We start from the raw sequence: 17,235 nt of genomic DNA on the forward strand, positions 1-17,235 counted from the left end.
TCATCGCCTTCGGTTATCCGATCGGCTGATGACCCAGAGCGCAACGTGGCCCGGCCGAACCATCGGCGGTGCCTTCCTGCCTGCCACATGTCTCGCCAGGATCAGGCGCCTGGATCTGCCGCGCCCCGCCAGATCGGCCGCCCGCTCTCGGTGGCGAAACGCCAAGCTCCGGAAACGCCTCGGGTTGCTGCCCGAACCCGGCCCTCCTCGGAGATCATCCGCACCAGTTCCGACTTTCCAGCCACCTGGCTCTGGAACACACGCCCGCCGAACACCGAGAGGTCCCTTGGTCGAAGCCGCCGCCCCGCGGAGCCTTGGCGGGTGCGGGATCATGCCTGTCATGACTTCGGAAGAGGTTCGCTGGTCAGATGTCGCCTGCTTCGTCGGGCGATCCGATTAAATTCCGTCGGCGCTCGCAGACCTCTCATCCCCCGACAAGCAGGTTCGCTCGAAAGCGCTCAGGTTGCTGACGCACGACCTTGTTTGGAACGAGAACGTCTGGGAAGCAACGCCATATGCAATTCGCGAAATCGTGCAACGCCTGGAGCGGCGTGAGATCGCAAACCCTGAAGAGGCGCTGGCGCTGCCGATGAGCGCACGTTCTGATCCGGAGCCATTCGTGGTTACACGTACCATCGGGACGTGCGACCTACTGAGCCGGTGCGCTCCGGTCCGCCCGCTTGGGACATCGCGGTCCCGGCACGACCGGGCCGGTTGGCGGGGGTCACCATGGCGGGGTTCAGCGATCGGGCTGACACTCCGGTCGAGGTCGAGGTGGTGCCGCATCCCGCTCTCATGGTGCTCTTCGACCTCGGTGACCAGCCGCTCGTCGTTGACGACGGCAGTGGGCAGCAACGGCGAGGCTCCGTCACCGCCGGGCTCGCGCCTCCCCACGGTGCTCGCGGACGAGGCCAGGCCGGAAGCTCCGTGTGCCTTCAGGTGCGGCTGTCGCCCGTGGTCGCGTACGCGGTCCTGAGCGGCGCGCCGGAGTTGAGTGGGGCCGTGACGACCCTTGACGACCTGTGGGGGCGTGACGCCGCGCGGGTCCAGGAGCAGTTGCGCGCCGCCCGGTCCTGGGACGACCGTTTCGCGATCGTCGAGGTGGCGCTGGTCCGACGTCACGACGCGAGCCGCGCGGTCGATGCGGAAGTGGCCTTCTGCTGGAGGCGGATGGTGGCGAGCCGGGGGCAGGTGCGGGTCGAGCGGCTGGCGGCTGAGGTCGGGTGGAGCCGCAAACGGCTGTGGGCCCGGTTCCGGTCCCAGATCGGTCTCACCCCCAAGCGGGCCGCGCAGCTCATCCGGTTCGATAGTGCGGCTCATCGCCTCGCCGCGGGTCACAGCGCCGCTGCGACGGCGGCGGACAGCGGTTACGCCGATCAGTCCCACCTGCATCGCGAGGTAATGACCTTCACCGGAGCGACGCCGGCGACAGTGGCGAGCGCGCCGTTCCTGGCCGTCGACGATGTCGCGTGGCCCGCCCGGGCCGGCTGACGTCCGTCCTGACATTCGTTCAATCCACCGGGACGCAACGGCTGTGACAGTGAGCTCACAGCGTCTGCATCCCGGAGGACACCATGAGAGGCAAGGCTCCACTGGGCACCCGGCTCCTGAGGGACAGCCAGGACTGGGAGGCTCTGACCGACGACGAGTTGATCGCCGCGCGCGACAAGGCGAACCGCGTGGCGTCGTCGCGTGCCGCCCGGGTCATCACCGGCCGGCCGGATCGCGGTGCGTATATCGAGCAGACCTCGATCGATCTTCCGGGCCGCCGCCTGATGCTGCGGGTTCACCGTCCGAAGGACGCCAGCGGACGCCTGCCGCTGGTTGTCTCGTTCCACGGCGGAGGTTTTTTCGCGGGCACCGCTGCGCAGAACGACTGGCTCAACAGCCACCTCGCGGCGCGGTGCCCCGCGGTGGTCGTCTCGGTGGAGTACCGCCTCGCTCCGGAGCACCCGCTGCCCCAGCCGATAGACGACGGCTATGACACTGTGGTCCGGCTCGTCGACGACGCCGCCCGGTGGGGCGTAGATCCCGCATCCGTCGCGGTCATGGGTGAGAGCGCGGGCGGCACGATCGCCGGACTTGTCGCCCTGCGTGCCCGTACGGACGGCCCACCGCTGCGCGCCCAGGCGCTGATCTACCCGGGCACGGACTGGACGGAGAGCATGACCGAGTACTCCTCGGTCACCGAGAACGCCGACAATCCCACGCTGTCGTTGTCCCGGCTGCGCGTCGCCCGCAAGTTGAGCGTGCCGCCCACCCTCGACCCGCGCAGCGTGTCGCCCGTCAAGTTCGACAGCCTTGCCGGACTGCCGCCGACACTGGTCGTCACCGCCGCGCTGGATCCGCTGGCCGACCATGGACGCCGCTACGTCGAGCGACTTCGCGAGGACGGCACCGACACCCACCTGACCTGCTACCCGAGGGCCACCCACACCTTCCTGAGCATTCCTGGCCTCGTGCCGGCCGCCCGGCCGGCGCGCCGCGAGATCGTCGCCTTCCTGCGCGGTCACCTTCATCCGGCGCCGTGAAGCGGGCGGCCGCCCGACGAATCAGGGGTTCAGGCTCGCCCACTGCGCCTGGGTGGGCAGCTCCCCGTGGTTGAGGCGGTCGGCTACCGCCTGCTTCGCGGCCCGGTCCAGCGTCTCGGGCAGCCGGTCGAACGACGCGGGCCAGACGTCGAGCAACGAGAAGATCTCCTGACCGTCGCGCACGGTCAGCAGCAGCATGCACCGCCAGTGCGGGCAGAACTCCGGCCGCCGGCCCGCCCTGTGCACCAGGAACGGGTGTAGGTAGTGCAGGGCGTGCGGGGCGGCGTGCTCCGCGAGCCAGCCGTGGCCGTGATTGCGGCTGAACCCGTACTCGATCGCCTGGCTGTCGAGTTGGATGAGCGTGGCGGTGTCGACCGCCTTGACGGTCCGGGGCACGGGAGACGGCACCCCGGAAGCATTCCATCGACCGGGCGGGCAGAGCGATGAGTCGCGGGCCGCAGCCGGGTCTGACGGGGGAAAGCAGCGGAAACCGGAGGAGCAGACCCATGGGTACGTTGATCGTGACCGAGTTCCTGACCCTCGACGGCGTGGCGCAGGCGCCCGGCGAGCCCGACGAGGACCGCGAGGGCGGCTTCAGCCACGGTGGCTGGCAGATGCCGCTGCTGGACGACAAGTCCGGCGCGGTGATGTTCCAGCGGGCGAGCAGCATGGATGCGCTGCTGCTGGGCCGCAAGACGTACGACATCTTCGCCGGCTACTGGCCCAAGGCGCCCGCGGACATCCCCTTCACCGGGCTGCTCAACGGCGTGCCCAAGTACGTGGCCAGCCGCACCCTGACCGAGCCGCTGGCCTGGGCGAACTCGACGCTGGTGAGCGGCGACCTGGCCGAGCGGGTGACCGAGATGAAGGCCCGCCACGACGAGATGCACGTGATCGGCAGCCTCGACCTGGTGCAGTCGCTGCTGCGCGCCGGCCTCGTGGACCGGCTCAACCTGTGGGTGTACCCGGTGCTGCTCGGCACCGGCAAGCGGCTGTTCGGCGAGGGGACGGTGCCGAGTGCGCTGCGGCTCACCGAGTCGGTCACCCACGCCCACGGCACGCTCCAGCTGACGTACGAGCCGGCCGGCGCGCCCGCCTACGGGGACGCGGCCGCGTAGCGCGCGTCGAGGTCGAGCACGTGCCGCAGGCCGGGCTCCCCGTCCAGCTCCACCGGACCGTCGGGTACGAATCCGGCACGCCGGAGCACCGCCAGGGAGGCCGGGTTCGCCAGTGCCGCCGAGGCGACCAGCCGGCGCAGCCCGTACTCGGTGCTGGCCAGTGCGCAGACGCGCCGTACGCCGTCCCGGGCGAGCCCGCGCCCGGCGGCGCGTTCGGCCACCCGGTAGCCCAGCTCGGCGCTGCCGCCTGCGACGTCGACCAGGTTGAACCGTCCGAGCACGGCGCCGTGGTCGCCGACCAGCACGTGGAAGTGGCAGGTGCCGCGGTCCTGCTCGTCCAGCAGGGCCGCGTGCCGGGCGGCGTACCGGGTGAAGAAGTCGTCGCCCCGGTCGGGTACGTACCGGGCGAAGTACGCACGGTTCTCCCGCTCGAACCGCAGCACGGCGGGTGCGTGGTGAGCGGCGAGTCGTTCCAGCTCCGGCATCGGGCCAGGTTAGGCGTCGGCCGGGTAGGAGCGCAGTTCGATTGTGTTGCCGTCCGGGTCGCGGACGTAGATCGAGGTGCCGGTGCCGCGCGCGCCGAAGCGCGGTACCGGGCCGGTCAGCACCGTGAAAACCCCGGAGCCGATCACCCGCTGCCAGTCGACCGGCTCGACCACCAGGCAGAAGTGGTCCACGTTGGACCCCGCCGGGTCGCCCTCGACCAGGTCGATGATGGTGCCGGCGTCGACCCGTACGGACGGGAAGGGCGCCTCGCCGGCCCGCCACCTGTCGACCCGCACCGGGGCCAGCCCGAGCGTGCCGCAGTAGAAGTCGAGGGAGCGCTCGACGTCGCTCACCGAGAGCACGAGATGGTCGAATCCGGTCACCGTCACGAGATCGTTCCGCATGCGTCAACCCTGGCCCGGCGCGGCGGCGGGGCCAACCCCCGATCGCACTACGATCGTTTACTCACGGGCAACGACGGAGGTGCCTTGTGCTGGAGCGGTACGAGATCGAGACGTTCCTGACGCTGGCCGGGGAACTGCACTTCGGGCGGACCGCCGAGCGGCTGCGGGTGAGCACCGGACGGGTCAGTCACGTGGTGCGCAAGCTGGAACGCCGCATCGGCGCGCCGCTGTTCGAGCGCACCAGCCGGGTCGTCCGGCTCACCCCGATCGGCGCCCGCCTGGCCGAGGAGATGCGCCCGCTGGTGGCCGGCATCGAGGAGGCGGTCCAGCGGGCCGTGGACGCCGGGCGCGGGCTCACCGGCGGGCTGCGGGTGGCGTACGTCGGCGAGTCGACAGCGCCGGTGCTGCTGCGCGCGGTGGCCCTGTTCACCGAGCGTCACCCGGACTGCGAGGTGCACGTGCACGAGGCACCGCTGGCCAGCACCCGGTCGAGCCTGCTGGACGGCACGATCGACGTGCTGATCGCCTCGTACCCCTTCGACGGGATGGCGAACGGCCCGGTGCTGCTGCGCGAGCGCCGGGTGCTCGCGGTGGCCGCTGATCATCCGCTGGCGGCCCAGGAGTCGGTGTCGCTGGAGGTGCTGGGTGACCATCCGGTGGTGCAGTACCCGGCGGTGACGTCGGCCGCGTTCAAGCAGGACCGCACGCCGGACCGCACCCCGTCGGGCCGTCCGGTGCCGAAGGGCCCGGTCGGCGGCAGCTTCTCCGAGATGCTGGCGCTCGTCGCGCTGGGGCGCGGCGTGCTGCCGGTGGGCGAGCAGGCCCGGCAGTTCTACGCCCGTCCGGACGTGGCCTACGTGCCGATCCACGACGCGCCGCCGATCTGTCGCGGCCCGGTGTGGCCGGCCGGGAACACCACGTCCCGGGTACGTGAGTTCGTCCGCGCGGCGGCCGACGCCAACCCGCTCCCGCCCGACGCGGCTTGACCCGGCCCCTGCGGCAAGGCCCAGCGTGGTCAGTGCCGGTCGCGGTGACCGGCACGAGGAGCGCGAGGGAGGACACGTGCGACTGCTGACCATCGGGGCGTTCGCCCGCGCGACCGGCCTGAGCGCCAAGGCGCTGCGCATCTACGACGACTGCGGGCTGCTGCCCCCGGCGGCGGTGGACCCGCACTCGGGCTACCGCTACTACGCGCCGGAGCAGGCGGACCGGGCGCGGCTGATCGCCGGGCTGCGCCGGGCCGGGATGCCGCTGGCCGAGATCCGTACCGTCTGCGGTCTGCCGCCCGCTGCCGCCGCCGAGGCGCTCGACGCCTGGTGGCGGCGGGTCAGCGCGGACACCGCGGCGCGCGGCCGGGCCGTCGCGCTCCTCGTCGACAGGCTCAGCGAGAGGGGCACCACCATGTCCGAGACGACCTTCCGGTACGCGACGCGCTGCGAGACCGGCGCGGTCCGCGACTCCAACGAGGACACCGCGTACGCGAGCGCCACGCTGCTCGCGGTCGCCGACGGCGTACGCGGTCCGGCCGGGTCCACCGCGAGTGCGGAGGCGGTGGACGCGCTGCGGCCGCTGGAGCAGGCGGACGAGTCGCAGGCCGATCTGCTCGCCGCGCTCGCCGACGCGGTCACCCGGGCCGACCGGGCGGTACGCGCGCACGCCACCGACGCCGATCAGCCCGCCACCACGCTCACCGCGATCGTGCGGCGCGGCACCCGGCTCGCGCTGGTGCACGTCGGGGACAGCCGGGCGTACCTGCTGCGCGGCGGCGAGCTGTCCCGGCTCACCCAGGACCACACGTACGTGCAGACGCTCGTGGACCAGGGCCGGCTCACCCCGGCCGAAGCCGGGACGCACCCGCAGCGGGCACTGCTGGCCCGGGCGCTCGGCGCGGGCGTCGAGGTGGAGGCGGATCTGGCGCTGCGTACCGCACTACCGGGCGACCGCTATCTGCTCTGTTCCGACGGCCTCTCCGCAGTGGTGGACCCGGGCGCGCTGCACGCCGCGCTGACGGAGGCGGACGATCCGGGGACCGCCGTCGAGCGCCTGGTCGAGCTGGCGTACGCGGCCGGCGCGCCGGACAACATCGCCTGCGTGGTCGCCGACCTGGCGGCGTGATCCCCGCGACCCGGGTCGGCATGTCCGACCCGGGTCGTACCCTGGCGATCATGCGAATCGGCATCGTGATCCTGCCCGACCAGCGCTGGTCGGAAGCGCGTCGGCGGTGGGCGCAGGTGGACGAGTGGGGCTTCGACCACGCCTGGACCTACGACCACCTGGGCTGGCGTGACCTGGTCGACGGCCCGTGGTTCGACTCGTGGACGACGCTCACCGCGGCGGCGGGCGTGACATCCCGCGTCAAGCTCGGGACGCTCGTCGCGTCGCCGAACTTCCGGCATCCGGCGGCGTTCGCCCGGCAGGTCACCGCGCTCGACGACGTGTCCGACGGCCGGGTGCTGCTCGGCCTGGGCGCGGGCGGCATCGGCTTCGACTCGGCGGTGCTCGGCGGGGAGACGCTGCCGCCCCGGCAGCGCGTCGACCGGTTCGCCGAGTTCACCGAGCTGCTCGACACGATCCTGCGGGAGGACGGCACGACCTGGCGCGGGGAGTGGTTCACCGCCGTGGACGCCCGCAACAACCCGGGGTGCGTCCAGCAGCCCCGGGTGCCGTTCGTGGTGGCCGCGAACGGTCCCCGCTCGATGCGGCTGGTCGCCCGGTTCGGGCAGGGCTGGGTCACCACCGGGCTCGGCGGCGACGACATCGAGGCGTGGTGGGGCACGGTGGCGGAGCTGTCCGACCGGATGACGCGGACGCTGGAGCAGGCCGGGCGCGACCCGGCGACGCTCGACCGCTACCTGTCGCTGGACTCCGCTCCGGTGTTCTCGCTCACCAGCGCCGACTTCCTCGCCGAGCAGGTGGCGCGGGCGGCCCGCCTGGGCTTCACCGACGTGGTGACGCACTGGCCCCGGGCCAGCAGCTGGTACGCCGGTGACGAGGCGGTGCTGGTGGAGGCGGCGGCGCTGCTGCCGGAGCTGCGCCGGGCCGGCTAAGGCGTGTTTCGTAACTCGGGGTTGGCCGGTTGAAGTCACGGCGTGGCGGTGATCGATAACTGAAGAGGTCTCCGGTACTTGGTACAACGACCAAGAAGCACCATGCACCGGAGACCTCGTGGCCACCTTAGCGGTGACGAGGCGGCATGACCTGACTGACGCGCAGTGGGCTGTCCTGGCCCCGTTGCTGCCTGCTGCGTCGTCTACCGGTCGGCCGCCGAAGTGGGAGAAACGGCAGCTCATCGACGGGATTCGGTGGCGGATCCGGATCGGTGCGCCGTGGCGAGACGTGCCAGCGGAGTACGCGCCCTGGCCGACGATCTACGGACTGTTCCGTCGGTGGCAGCGCGATGGCACGTGGGACCGAATCTTGTCAGCGTTGCAGGCGCAGGGCGACGCCCGGGGACGCATCGACTGGACGGTCAGCGTGGACTCGATGACCAGTCGCGCTCACCAGCACGCCGCAGGTGCCCGCACCGACGGTCATCTGCAGAAGGAACCACCCGGCGGGGTTCATGACGAGCCGGCCGATCACGGGCTGGGCCGCTCCCGTGGCGGGCTGACGACCAAGACGCATCTGGCCTGTGAGCAGGGCCAGAAAGTCTTGTCCCTGATCGTCACCGCCGGGCATCGCGGGGACAGCCCGCAGTTCATCCCGGTCCTGCGCCGCATCCGCGTGAACCGCCTCGGTGTCGGCCGGGCCAGGACCAGACCGATGCTGGTGCTGGCCGACAAGGCCTACACCAGCCGCGCCAACCGCAGATACCTGCGCTCTCGCGGGATCCGGGCGTGCATCCCGAGCAAGAAAGACCAGGACGCCCACCGCAAAGCCAAAGGCTCCCACGGCGGGCGCCCACCGGCGTTCGACCCGCAGCTCTACCGGCTACGCCACGCTGTCGAGAACGGCATCAACAGGCTCAAACGCCACCGCGGCGTCGCCACCCGCTATGACAAGTTGGCCGTCCGGTTCCACGCCGTCCTGACCATCACCATCATCACCGAATGGCTCTGACCGGCTTATGAAACACGCCTTAGGTGCCGACGCTGCCTTCGGTGGAGACCAGCCGGAACCGGAGGCAGACGATCCGGGTGTCGTCGGTGACCGGGGTGCCCTGCCGGGCCCAGTAGGCGCCGTGGCCCTCGCGCCACTCCTCGATCGACCGGTCGCCCTCGCCCTCGGCGCGGGCGAAGTCCCACGGCACGTCGGCGAAGCGCACCACCTCGACGCCGGTGACCTCCACGACGCCGACGAGCGCGTCGTTGTCGTCGACCAGGACCAGTCGCTCGCCGACGTACTCCAGTTCCTCGTTCTCGTCGTCGTACTCCTGGACCAGCCCGGCGGTGGCGGTCTTCACGCCGGAGAGCACGAGGGTGTTGAGTCGGGTGCGCAGCTCACCGGGCGTGCCGAGGGCGAGCGCGCGCAGTCCACCGATGCGGGGCCACATGCCGTGGACGCTACGGCACCGTCCCGCCTCACGGCAGTTCGTCGCCGGTGAGCAGGGCGCGCAGCCTCAGCCGCTCGCGTACCTCGGGCGGGCAGGTCGCCACCAGCGCCGCGGCACCGATCATGTCGGCTCCGGCGTCCCCGACGACCCGGCACAGCGCGTCCAGTTGCGCGCCGGTGTCGACCCAGTCGTCCACCAGCAGCACCCGGTCGCCGGGGCCGAGTCGCCGGCCGTCCACGCCGACCCGCAGCCGCCGTCCCCGGTAGTCGGGGGGTGTGTCGGCCCAGCGCGTCGGCCCGGCCCGGCGTCGCTCGCCACCGTCCTTGTACGCGGGCAGGAAACCGGCGCCGGCGGCGACCGCAACGAGCGGGCCGAGCAGCAGCCCGGTCACCTCGGGCGCGATGACGACGGTCGGGCGGGCGTCCGGAAAGAGCCCGGCCAGCGCGGGGCCGACCTGCGCGAGCACCTCGGGGTCACGCCACCAGCCGGAGATGTCGCTGACCAGGTGGGTGCTGCCCGGCCCGGGGTCGATCCACCGGAACAGCTCGACCAGGCGACGGTTCAGCACGGTTTCCATCCTCGCGGATCGGTGGGCCGTTCGGCCGATCGACTGTGGCGTGATCGGCTACACGTACCGGGGTAAATACGGGCATAGCACCATGATCACGTTGACTTCGGAAGTGCTTCTCTCGTTACGGTCCGGGCCGGTTTGTTCAGTTGACGAAAGGACCGGGCCGGTGGCTGCTAGGCACCTTCGTACCCGCAAGTTCTCCTCGCCCGCCGCCATCGCCGCGACCGCGGCGGTCGGCGTGGCGCTCGCGGTCGGCGGTACCGTCGGCGCCGTGCGGCTCACCTCCGCCGAGCCGCCCGCCGAGCAGGTCGCGGTCGAGGCCGTGCCCAGCACGCCCGCCCCCACCTCGGCCGCCCCCTCGCCGAGCGCGTCGCCCTCGCCGACGGCGAGCGTCAGCCCGTCGCCCAAGGCCACCGCGAGCCCGAAGTCGAGCCGTACCCAGGCGGCCTCCCGGAGCAAGGCCCGGACCGCCTCTCCGAAGCCGACGGCGAAGAAGACGAGCAGCCCGAAGGTCGTGGACAGCGGCTCGTGCGGCGCGTCCTTCTACGCCGAGGGCCAGATGACCGCGAACGGCGAGTCGTTCAACCCGAACGCGCTGACCGCCGCGCACAAGACGCTGCCGTTCAACACCAAGGTCCGGGTCACCAACCCGGACAACGGCAAGTCGGTGGTGGTGCGGATCAACGACCGGGGCCCGTTCATCGAGGGCCGCTGCCTGGACCTGTCCCGAGCCGCGTTCGCGTCCATCGCCGCCACCGGTCTCGGCCACATCCAGGTCCGGTACGAGGTCCTCGGCTGACCGTCCACTCGGCCAGAACTTCCACGGCCGACGGGCCAGGTTCATTCTCCCGTTCACGTCCATCAGGCATGCTGTCCGATGTACGCACGCAACCCTTCCAGCCGGGCCGCGGCCCGCTGAGCCCCGGATCCCGCGCCGGCCTCGGCGCGGCCCTCGGGCTGCTCGCGATCGTCGCCGCGGCGGAGCTTGCCGACGGTCGCCCGGCGCACTACCTCGCGATGATGGTCGTCGCGCCGTTCCTCGCGGCGGCGCTGGCGTCCTGGCGGGTGGTGCTCGCCGTGGGTGGGCTGGCCACCGCCGTCGGCGTCGCCTTCGCCCTGGCCGAGCGGGGCACCCCGCTGGTGACCGCCGTCAACGTGACGGCCATCGCGGTGGCGACGGCGGTCGCGGCGGCCACGGCTGCGGTACGCCAGCGGCAGGTGGACCGGATCGCGGAGCTGTCCCGGCTCGCCTCGGTCGCCCAGCAGGCGGTGCTGCGCCCGCTCGGCCCGCAGGTCGGCACGCTCGCGGTGGCCGCCCGGTACATCTCCTCCACGGCGACCGCCGAGATCGGCGGCGACCTGTACGAGGCGATGGACACCCCGTACGGCGTCCGCATGATCATCGGTGACGTCCGGGGGAAGGGGCTGGACGCGGTCCGCCTGGCCAGCATCGTGCTCGGTTCCTACCGGCACGTGGCGTACGAGCGGGCCGACCTGCGTGCGGTGGTGACCGACCTGGACCGGGCGGTGGCCCGCAACGTCGGCGACGAGGACTTCGTCACCGCGGCGCTGGTCGAGGAGCGCGGCGGCACGCTCACCATCGTCAACTGCGGGCACCCGCCGCCGTTGCTGCTGCGCCGGGGCAAGGTGATCCCGCTGGAGCCGCCCGCGCCCGCGCCGCCGCTCGGGTTCATGCCCGTGGTCCGGCCGCGGGTGGAGCGGCTGGAGCCGGGCGACCGGCTGCTGCTGTTCACCGACGGGCTGGGCGAGGCGCGGCGGGACGGGGAGTTCTTCCCCACCGCCGACCGGGCCTGGCGGCTGCTCGGCCACGGCACCGTCGCCGACGGGCTGGCCTCGCTGGAGACCGCCCTCGTCGAGTGGGTGCACGGCCGGCTCGACGACGACATCGCGCTGGTCCTGATGGAGTACGCCGGCCCGTACAGCGCCACCGCGACGCCGGTGCCGAGCTGGGAGGTCGGCGCCGCCGAGGGGTGAACGGGAAGTGTGTAATCGCTGTCACTTCCGAGATCCGCTTGTCGTTGCCTACCGACGAGTAATACAGTCTGGAGTTACTGATCGGTAACACCTGTCCGGAAGCGGGGCCAGCGAGCATGACCCACTACAAGAGCAACGTTCGGGACCTCGAGTTCAACCTGTTCGAGGTCTTCGGGGCGGACCGGACGTTCGGCCAGGCGCCGTTCACGGACCTGGACGTCGACACCGCCCGCAGCTTCCTTGCCGAGGTCGACCGCCTCGCCCGCGAGGATCTGGCCGCCAGCTACTCGGACAGCGACCGCAATCCACCGGTCTTCGACCCGGCGACGTTCACCGCGCCGCTGCCGGAGACGTTCAAGAAGTCGTACAAGGCGTTCATGGACTCGGAGTTCTGGCGCCTCGACCTGCCGGAGGTCCTGGGCGGCACCAACGCCCCGCGCGCCCTCTGGTGGTCGCTCGCCGAGCTGGTGCTCGGCGCCAACGCCCCGATCTGGATGTACGCCTCCGGCCCCTCCTTCGCCCACGTGCTGCACGTCGAGGGCACCGAGGAGCAGAAGAAGTGGGCCCGGCTGTTCATCGACAAGCAGTGGGGCTCGACCATGGTCCTCACCGAGCCGGACGCCGGCTCGGACGTGGGCGCCGGCCGCACCCGGGCGATCCAGCAGCCGGACGGCTCGTGGCACATCGAGGGCGTGAAGCGCTTCATCACCTCCGGTGAGCACGACCTGAGCGACAACATCGTCCACTACGTGCTGGCCCGTCCGGTCGGCGTCGAGGGCGTCGGCGGCCCGGGCACCAAGGGCCTGTCGCTGTTCGTCGTGCCGAAGTACCACTTCGACCCCGAGACCGGCGAGCTGGGCGAGCGCAACGGCGCCTTCGCCACGAACGTCGAGCACAAGATGGGTCTGAAGGTCTCGAACACCTGCGAGGTGACCTTCGGCGAGCACGGCGTACCGGCCAAGGGCTGGCTGCTGGGCGAGAAGCACGACGGCATCCGCCAGATGTTCATGATCATCGAGTACGCCCGGATGCTTGTCGGCACCAAGGCGATCGCCACGCTCTCCACCGGCTACCTGAACGCGCTGGAGTACGCCAAGAACCGGGTGCAGGGCGCCGACCTCACCCAGATGGCCGACAAGACCGCCCCCCGGGTGACCATCACCAACCACCCGGACGTGCGCCGCTCGCTGCTGCTGCAGAAGTCGTACGCCGAGGGCCTGCGCGCGCTGGTCTGCTACACCGCCAGCTGGCAGGACAAGGTGGCGGTCGCCGAGGCGGCCGGCGACGAGAAGGCCACCAAGCTGGCCAAGCGCGTCAACGACCTGCTTCTGCCGCTGGTCAAGGGCGTCGGTTCGGAGCGGGCGTACGAGCTGCTCGGTCACGAGGCGCTGCAGACCTTCGGCGGCTCCGGCTTCCTCCAGGACTACCCGCTGGAGCAGTACGTCCGGGACGCCAAGATCGACACCCTGTACGAGGGCACCACCGCGATCCAGAGCCTCGACCTGATCTTCCGGAAGATCGTCCGGGACAACGGCAAGGCCCTGATGGCGGTCGCCGCCGAGATCCAGGAGCACATCGCCTCCGAGGCCGGCAACGGTCAGCTCAAGGAGGAGCGGCAGGCGCTCGGCAAGGCGCTCGCCGAGATCCAGAACATCCTCGGCGTGATGACCGGCTGGCTGGGCGAGGCCCAGGGCGGCGACACCCGCGCCCTCTACAAGGTCGGCCTGAGCAGCCGCCGGTTCCTGCTCGCGATCGGCGACCTGGTGGTCGGCTGGCTGCTGCAGAAGCAGGCGGACGTGGCGCTCAAGGCGCTGGCCGGCGAGGTCTCCGCGGCCGACAAGTCCTTCTACACCGGCAAGGTCGCCGCCGCCCGGTTCTTCGCCCGCGAGGTGCTGCCCCGCATCGGCGCCGACCGGCGGATCATCGAGGGCACCGACCTGGAGATCATGGACCTCCCGGAGGAGATCTTCTGAGCCCTTCCGGGGCCTTTCTCCCCTGAAGCGTCACTCTCCCCCTCATGACGACGGCCGGCGGGCACCAGCCCGCCGGCCGTCGTCGTCAACGGGCCCGAGGTGGATAGGCGGGCCCGGTGGCGGGTAACCGTCGCGGACCACGACCGGAGTACGCCCAAGGCCATCGCACGGGGGAGTGCAGCGCACATGGGCATTGGTAGCGCCATCTTTCTCATCGCGCTCGGCGCGATCATGACCTTCGCCATCCGGGCCAACGTCTGGTGGATCGACCTGCGCGCGGTCGGCTGGGTCTTCATCCTGGCCGGGCTGGGCGTCCTGCTGACCACGCTGTGGTTCTGGCAGGACCGCCGCAAGCGGGCCCGTACGCTCATCGTGGAGGAGAACCGGCTCTCGCATCCGACCGCGATGATGCCGCCGCCGCCCGACCCGCCGCCGCCGACGGCCCCGCCGTCCTGACGCCGCGTCTCAGCGGCCGATCCGGTCCAGCTCGGCAAGATCGTCGCCGGAGAGGGACAGGCCGGCGCCCGCGACGTTCTCGCGCAGGTGCGCGACGGACTTCGTGCCGGGGATCAGCAGGATGTTCGGGGAGCGGCGCAGCAGCCAGGCCAGGGCGACGCCCATCGGCGTCGCCCCCAGGCGCTCGGCGACTGCCGACAGCGCCGAGGACTGCAGCGGCGTGAACCCGCCGAGCGGGAAGAACGGCACGTACGCGACGCCCTGACTGGCCAGGTCGTCGATCAGGTCGTCGTCGCCGCGGTGCGCCAGGTTGTACTGGTTCTGCACGCAGACGATCGGCGCGACGGTCTGTGCCTCGGCGACCTGTTCCCGTGTCACGTTGCTCAGGCCGAGGTGGCGGATCACGCCCTCCTGCTGGAGCGCGACGAGCGTTTCCAGCGCCTCGGCGAGCGAGCCGGGCTTCGGTCCTTCCGCGTCGCCGAGCCGGAGGTTGACCAGGTCGAGCGTCTGCACGCCCAGCGTCTCCAGGTTCTCCCGGATCTGCCGGCGCAGGCTCTCCGGGTCGCGTGCCGTGGGCCAGCCGCCCTGCTGGTCCCGGTCCGCGCCGACCTTGGTGACGACGTGCAGCGACTCCGGGTACGGGTGCAGCGCCTCCCGGATCAGCCGGTTGGTGACGTGTGGCCCGTAGGCCGCGCTGGTGTCGATGTGGGTGATGCCGAGCGCGACCGCCTCGCGCAGGACCGCGAGGGCGCCGTCGTGGTCGGCGGGCGGTCCCATGACCCAGGGGCCGGCGAGTTGCATCGCGCCGTAGCCGAACCGGGTGACGGTCAGGTCTCCCAGCGTCCAGGTGCCGCCGGGAAGGGTGGTGGGGGCCATGCGTGTACCTCTGGCTCTCGTCGTCCGTCACGGGCGCCGCCGGATCACGGTGCCCGGCCTCCACTATCGGGGTGTAACTTTCCAGCGGGAAGTAGGCACCTGAAAGTGCGTAGCTCACCGAGGCGGCAGGAGCACAGATGAGCAAGGCGGAGTACGACGCGTTCCTGGCCCAGTGCCCCAGCCGGCAACTGCTCGACCGGATCACCGACAAGTGGGTCGCGCTGGTGCTGGCCGCGTTGCGCAGCGACGGCTCGCACCGGTTCGGGGCGGACTGCGCGGGCGACCCGCGCCCGAGGCGATACTCCGAGCTGTTCCGCACGCTCCCCGGGGTCAGCCAGAAGATGCTCACCCAGACGCTGCGCGCCCTGGAACGCGACGGTCTGATCACCCGCACCGTGGAGCCGACAGTGCCGGTGACAGTCACCTACGAGCTGACCGACCTCGGGTTCTCCCTGCACGAGATGATCCGGGGCCTGAAGTCCTGGGCGGAGACGCACATGGACGACGTGCTCGCCAACCGGGCGGCGTACGACACCCGCGTCGGCTGAGCCTCAGGCGCGGGCGGTGTGGCGGCCGGTGATCGGCGCGTTTCCCGGCGCGAGGTCGGCCCAGCGGGTCGTCGGCCGGTGCACCACCAGGTCTGTGGTCCGCAGGCCGTCCGGGTCGGCCCGCTGCGGGTCGAGCAGTGCCGACAGCAGAGAGATCCCCGGGTTGTGGGCGACCAGCAGCACCGTGCCGGCGGTCGGCTCGACGGTCCACAGCAGCTCCAGCAGCTGATCCGGAAGCGCGTCGTACGCGGTCGCCTCGTACCGCACCGCGGGCGCCGAGCCCGCCGGACCGCCTTCCGCCGGGGAACCGCTCATGCCCATCGCCACGTCGTGCCAGGTCTGCCGGGTGCGCCGGGCCGGCGAGCAGAGGACCACGTCGGGAAGCAGCCCGTGCCGGGCCAGCCAGGCGCCGGCGGTGGCGGCGTCGGCGTGCCCCCGCGCCGTCAGCGACCGCTCCGCGTCCGGGGCGTCCCCGGACGGCTCGGCCTTGGCGTGCCGCAGCAGCACCAACGTCCGCTGCCCGTTCCTGCCGTCCGTCATACCGCCCAGCTTGCCTGATTGACGATCAAAGCGCCTGGGTATGTCGATGGGTGCCGCTACCTGATCCATGGCCGCGGCGGGCAGGAAACGCCAGCAGGACGCCAAGGAGGCGACGTCATGGGCATCGGTGCCAGCATCTTCCTCATCGCGCTCGGCGCGATCTTCGCGTTCGCCATCGACGCCAACCTGGGATGGCTGAACCTCAACGTGGTGGGCTGGGTGCTCATGCTCGCCGGCGTCGCCGGCCTGCTCACCACGCTCTACTTCTGGAACAGCCGCCGCCGCGTCGTGGCCGCCCCGGTTCGCGAGCGGGTCGTCGCCGAGCCGGTCGCGCCGGTCCGGGAGGACCGCGTCGTACGCGAGGAGTACCGCGAGGTGCGTGGTCCGGGCTCGGGCTACCCGGTCTGACCCGTACCCCCCGAACCCGAGGGCCCCGCAACGGCGCGGGGCCCTCGCGCGTGTCCGGGGCCCGTCAGGTCCTGGCGCGGCTCGGCCTCGGCTCAGGCGAACAACGCGAAGTAGATCGCGATGTGGTGGCAGATCGCCGCGACGAGCGTGCAGGCGTGGAAGAACTCGTGGTGGCCGAAGACCGTGGGCCACGGGTTCGGGCGGCGCAGCGCGTAGAAGACCGCGCCCACGCTGTAGATCGCGCCGCCCACGCTGAGCAGCACCAGCGCGGTGACGCCGCCGGAGTGCAGGATCTGCGGCAGCATGGCCACCGCGACCCAGCCGAGCGCGAGATAGAGCGGGGCGGAGACCCAGCGCGGCGCGTGCGGCCAGATCAGCTTGACCGCCACGCCCGCGATCGCGCCGCCCCAGACCAGGCTCAGCATGATCGTGGCCTGCCGGTTGTCCAGCAGCAGGGCGCAGAACGGCGTGTAGGTGCCGGCGATGAACACGAAGATCATCGAGTGGTCCATCCGGCGCATGATCTGGTAGCCGCGTTCGGACCAGACCCGCCGGTGGTAGAGCGCGCTGGTGCCGAAGAGCCCGCACACGGTGAGGCTGTAGATCAGACAGCTCACCAGTGGCGCCCAGCCGGGACGGCCGGCGGCGATCGAACAGAGCACGATGCCGCAGACGAGAGCGGCGAAGAACGCGTACGCGTGCAGCCAGCCGCGCATGCGCGGCTTCCCGATGTCGGCCGGCCGGAGCCGGAACGGTGCGGATGTGGTCACGTAAACAGGTTACGACGGCGTAGGTTACTTGCAAGTAGTGTGGACCGTCACCTCAGCCGGCGGGAGG

The 17,235-nt window shown here is 71.5% G+C and carries 21 protein-coding genes; 13 read left to right on the forward strand and 8 right to left on the reverse strand.

The window, feature by feature from the left end; translation table 11 throughout:
- Positions 1-729: 729 nt before the first annotated feature.
- Positions 730-1,491 carry a helix-turn-helix domain-containing protein gene (locus FHU28_RS03360; protein WP_184680732.1) on the forward strand — a complete coding sequence of 254 codons (762 nt, stop codon included), beginning with the start codon at positions 730-732 and terminating at the stop codon, positions 1,489-1,491.
- A 143-nt stretch (positions 1,492-1,634) separates the two neighbouring features.
- Positions 1,635-2,531: an alpha/beta hydrolase gene (locus tag FHU28_RS03365; protein ID WP_221453481.1), complete on the forward strand. Its 897-nt coding sequence runs from the start codon at positions 1,635-1,637 to the stop codon at positions 2,529-2,531.
- Between the two features lie 21 nt (positions 2,532-2,552).
- Here the strand turns inward: FHU28_RS03365 and FHU28_RS03370 are convergent, their stop codons facing one another.
- A complete protein-coding gene (locus FHU28_RS03370; RefSeq protein WP_221454926.1) occupies positions 2,553-2,927 on the reverse strand; it encodes a hypothetical protein in 375 nt (124 codons plus the stop codon).
- Positions 2,928-3,037: 110 nt separating this feature from the next.
- Between FHU28_RS03370 and FHU28_RS03375 the strand changes: the two genes are divergently transcribed.
- Positions 3,038-3,649, forward strand: coding sequence for a dihydrofolate reductase family protein (locus FHU28_RS03375; RefSeq protein WP_184680738.1), 612 nt, complete (start codon positions 3,038-3,040; stop codon positions 3,647-3,649).
- On the opposite strand, the gene FHU28_RS03380 is transcribed toward FHU28_RS03375, so the two are convergent.
- Together FHU28_RS03380 and FHU28_RS03385 are read right to left on the reverse strand one after the other, a co-directional pair.
- A complete protein-coding gene (locus tag FHU28_RS03380) occupies positions 3,628-4,134 on the reverse strand; it encodes a GNAT family N-acetyltransferase (RefSeq protein WP_184680740.1) in 507 nt (168 codons plus the stop codon). The genes FHU28_RS03375 and FHU28_RS03380 overlap by 22 nt on opposite strands.
- A 9-nt stretch (positions 4,135-4,143) precedes the next feature.
- Entirely contained in the window at positions 4,144-4,539 is a 396-nt protein-coding gene (locus FHU28_RS03385; protein WP_116503141.1) for a VOC family protein, read from the reverse strand.
- 86 nt (positions 4,540-4,625) lie between these two features.
- On the opposite strand from FHU28_RS03385, the gene FHU28_RS03390 reads away from it, so the two are divergent.
- The 4 genes from FHU28_RS03390 to FHU28_RS03405 all read left to right on the forward strand — a co-directional run bounded on the left by FHU28_RS03390 (position 4,626) and on the right by FHU28_RS03405 (position 8,598).
- Positions 4,626-5,525 (forward strand): LysR family transcriptional regulator, encoded by a 900-nt coding sequence (locus FHU28_RS03390; protein ID WP_184680742.1) that lies wholly within the window; start codon positions 4,626-4,628, stop codon positions 5,523-5,525.
- 76 nt (positions 5,526-5,601) lie between these two features.
- Complete coding sequence (locus FHU28_RS03395; protein ID WP_184680744.1) at positions 5,602-6,654, forward strand: MerR family transcriptional regulator; 1,053 nt, start codon at positions 5,602-5,604, stop codon at positions 6,652-6,654.
- A 20-nt stretch (positions 6,655-6,674) separates the two neighbouring features.
- Positions 6,675-7,586, forward strand: a complete 912-nt coding sequence (locus FHU28_RS03400) for an LLM class flavin-dependent oxidoreductase (RefSeq protein ID WP_083664626.1) — start codon at positions 6,675-6,677, stop codon at positions 7,584-7,586.
- 133 nt (positions 7,587-7,719) lie between these two features.
- Complete coding sequence (locus FHU28_RS03405) at positions 7,720-8,598, forward strand: IS5 family transposase (protein WP_376700856.1); 879 nt, start codon at positions 7,720-7,722, stop codon at positions 8,596-8,598.
- Positions 8,599-8,617: 19 nt separating this feature from the next.
- Here the strand turns inward: FHU28_RS03405 and FHU28_RS03410 are convergent, their stop codons facing one another.
- Positions 8,618-9,031, reverse strand: coding sequence for an ASCH domain-containing protein (locus FHU28_RS03410; RefSeq protein WP_151500991.1), 414 nt, complete (start codon positions 9,029-9,031; stop codon positions 8,618-8,620).
- 28 nt (positions 9,032-9,059) lie between these two features.
- On the reverse strand, positions 9,060-9,608 hold the full coding sequence (locus FHU28_RS03415; RefSeq protein ID WP_184680747.1) for a phosphoribosyltransferase family protein: 549 nt from the start codon (positions 9,606-9,608) through the stop codon (positions 9,060-9,062).
- A 160-nt stretch (positions 9,609-9,768) separates the two neighbouring features.
- On the opposite strand from FHU28_RS03415, the gene FHU28_RS03420 reads away from it, so the two are divergent.
- The 4 genes from FHU28_RS03420 (at position 9,769) to FHU28_RS03435 (ending at position 14,026) form a co-directional block, all read left to right on the forward strand.
- Positions 9,769-10,401, forward strand: a complete 633-nt coding sequence (locus tag FHU28_RS03420) for a septal ring lytic transglycosylase RlpA family protein (RefSeq protein WP_116503148.1) — start codon at positions 9,769-9,771, stop codon at positions 10,399-10,401.
- 68 nt (positions 10,402-10,469) lie between these two features.
- Positions 10,470-11,597: a PP2C family protein-serine/threonine phosphatase gene (locus FHU28_RS03425; protein WP_184680749.1), complete on the forward strand. Its 1,128-nt coding sequence runs from the start codon at positions 10,470-10,472 to the stop codon at positions 11,595-11,597.
- Positions 11,598-11,713: 116 nt separating this feature from the next.
- A complete protein-coding gene (locus FHU28_RS03430) occupies positions 11,714-13,570 on the forward strand; it encodes an acyl-CoA dehydrogenase (RefSeq protein WP_184680751.1) in 1,857 nt (618 codons plus the stop codon).
- 186 nt (positions 13,571-13,756) lie between these two features.
- Positions 13,757-14,026, forward strand: coding sequence for a DUF6458 family protein (locus FHU28_RS03435; protein WP_013283345.1), 270 nt, complete (start codon positions 13,757-13,759; stop codon positions 14,024-14,026).
- A 9-nt stretch (positions 14,027-14,035) separates the two neighbouring features.
- Here FHU28_RS03435 and FHU28_RS03440 read toward each other — a convergent pair whose 3' ends face one another.
- The gene (locus FHU28_RS03440; RefSeq protein WP_184680753.1) at positions 14,036-14,902 is read right to left on the reverse strand and encodes an aldo/keto reductase family oxidoreductase; all 867 of its coding nucleotides are present in this window, start codon (positions 14,900-14,902) and stop codon (positions 14,036-14,038) included.
- A gap of 137 nt (positions 14,903-15,039) precedes the next feature.
- Here FHU28_RS03440 and FHU28_RS03445 point away from each other — a divergent pair, with 137 nt between their 5' ends.
- On the forward strand, positions 15,040-15,450 hold the full coding sequence (locus FHU28_RS03445) for a winged helix-turn-helix transcriptional regulator (protein WP_184680755.1): 411 nt from the start codon (positions 15,040-15,042) through the stop codon (positions 15,448-15,450).
- 3 nt (positions 15,451-15,453) lie between these two features.
- On the opposite strand, the gene FHU28_RS03450 is transcribed toward FHU28_RS03445, so the two are convergent.
- Complete coding sequence (locus tag FHU28_RS03450) at positions 15,454-15,990, reverse strand: SixA phosphatase family protein (protein WP_184680759.1); 537 nt, start codon at positions 15,988-15,990, stop codon at positions 15,454-15,456.
- Between the two features lie 117 nt (positions 15,991-16,107).
- On the opposite strand from FHU28_RS03450, the gene FHU28_RS03455 reads away from it, so the two are divergent.
- On the forward strand, positions 16,108-16,398 hold the full coding sequence (locus FHU28_RS03455) for a DUF6458 family protein (RefSeq protein WP_184680762.1): 291 nt from the start codon (positions 16,108-16,110) through the stop codon (positions 16,396-16,398).
- Between the two features lie 92 nt (positions 16,399-16,490).
- Here the strand turns inward: FHU28_RS03455 and trhA are convergent, their stop codons facing one another.
- A complete protein-coding gene (gene trhA, locus FHU28_RS03460) occupies positions 16,491-17,168 on the reverse strand; it encodes a PAQR family membrane homeostasis protein TrhA (RefSeq protein WP_184680771.1) in 678 nt (225 codons plus the stop codon).
- Between the last annotated feature and the right edge of the window lie 67 nt (positions 17,169-17,235).

Origin of the sequence: Micromonospora echinospora (assembly GCF_014203425.1) — a bacterium.
In the GTDB taxonomy this organism is placed as follows: Bacteria; Actinomycetota; Actinomycetes; order Mycobacteriales; family Micromonosporaceae; genus Micromonospora; species Micromonospora echinospora_A.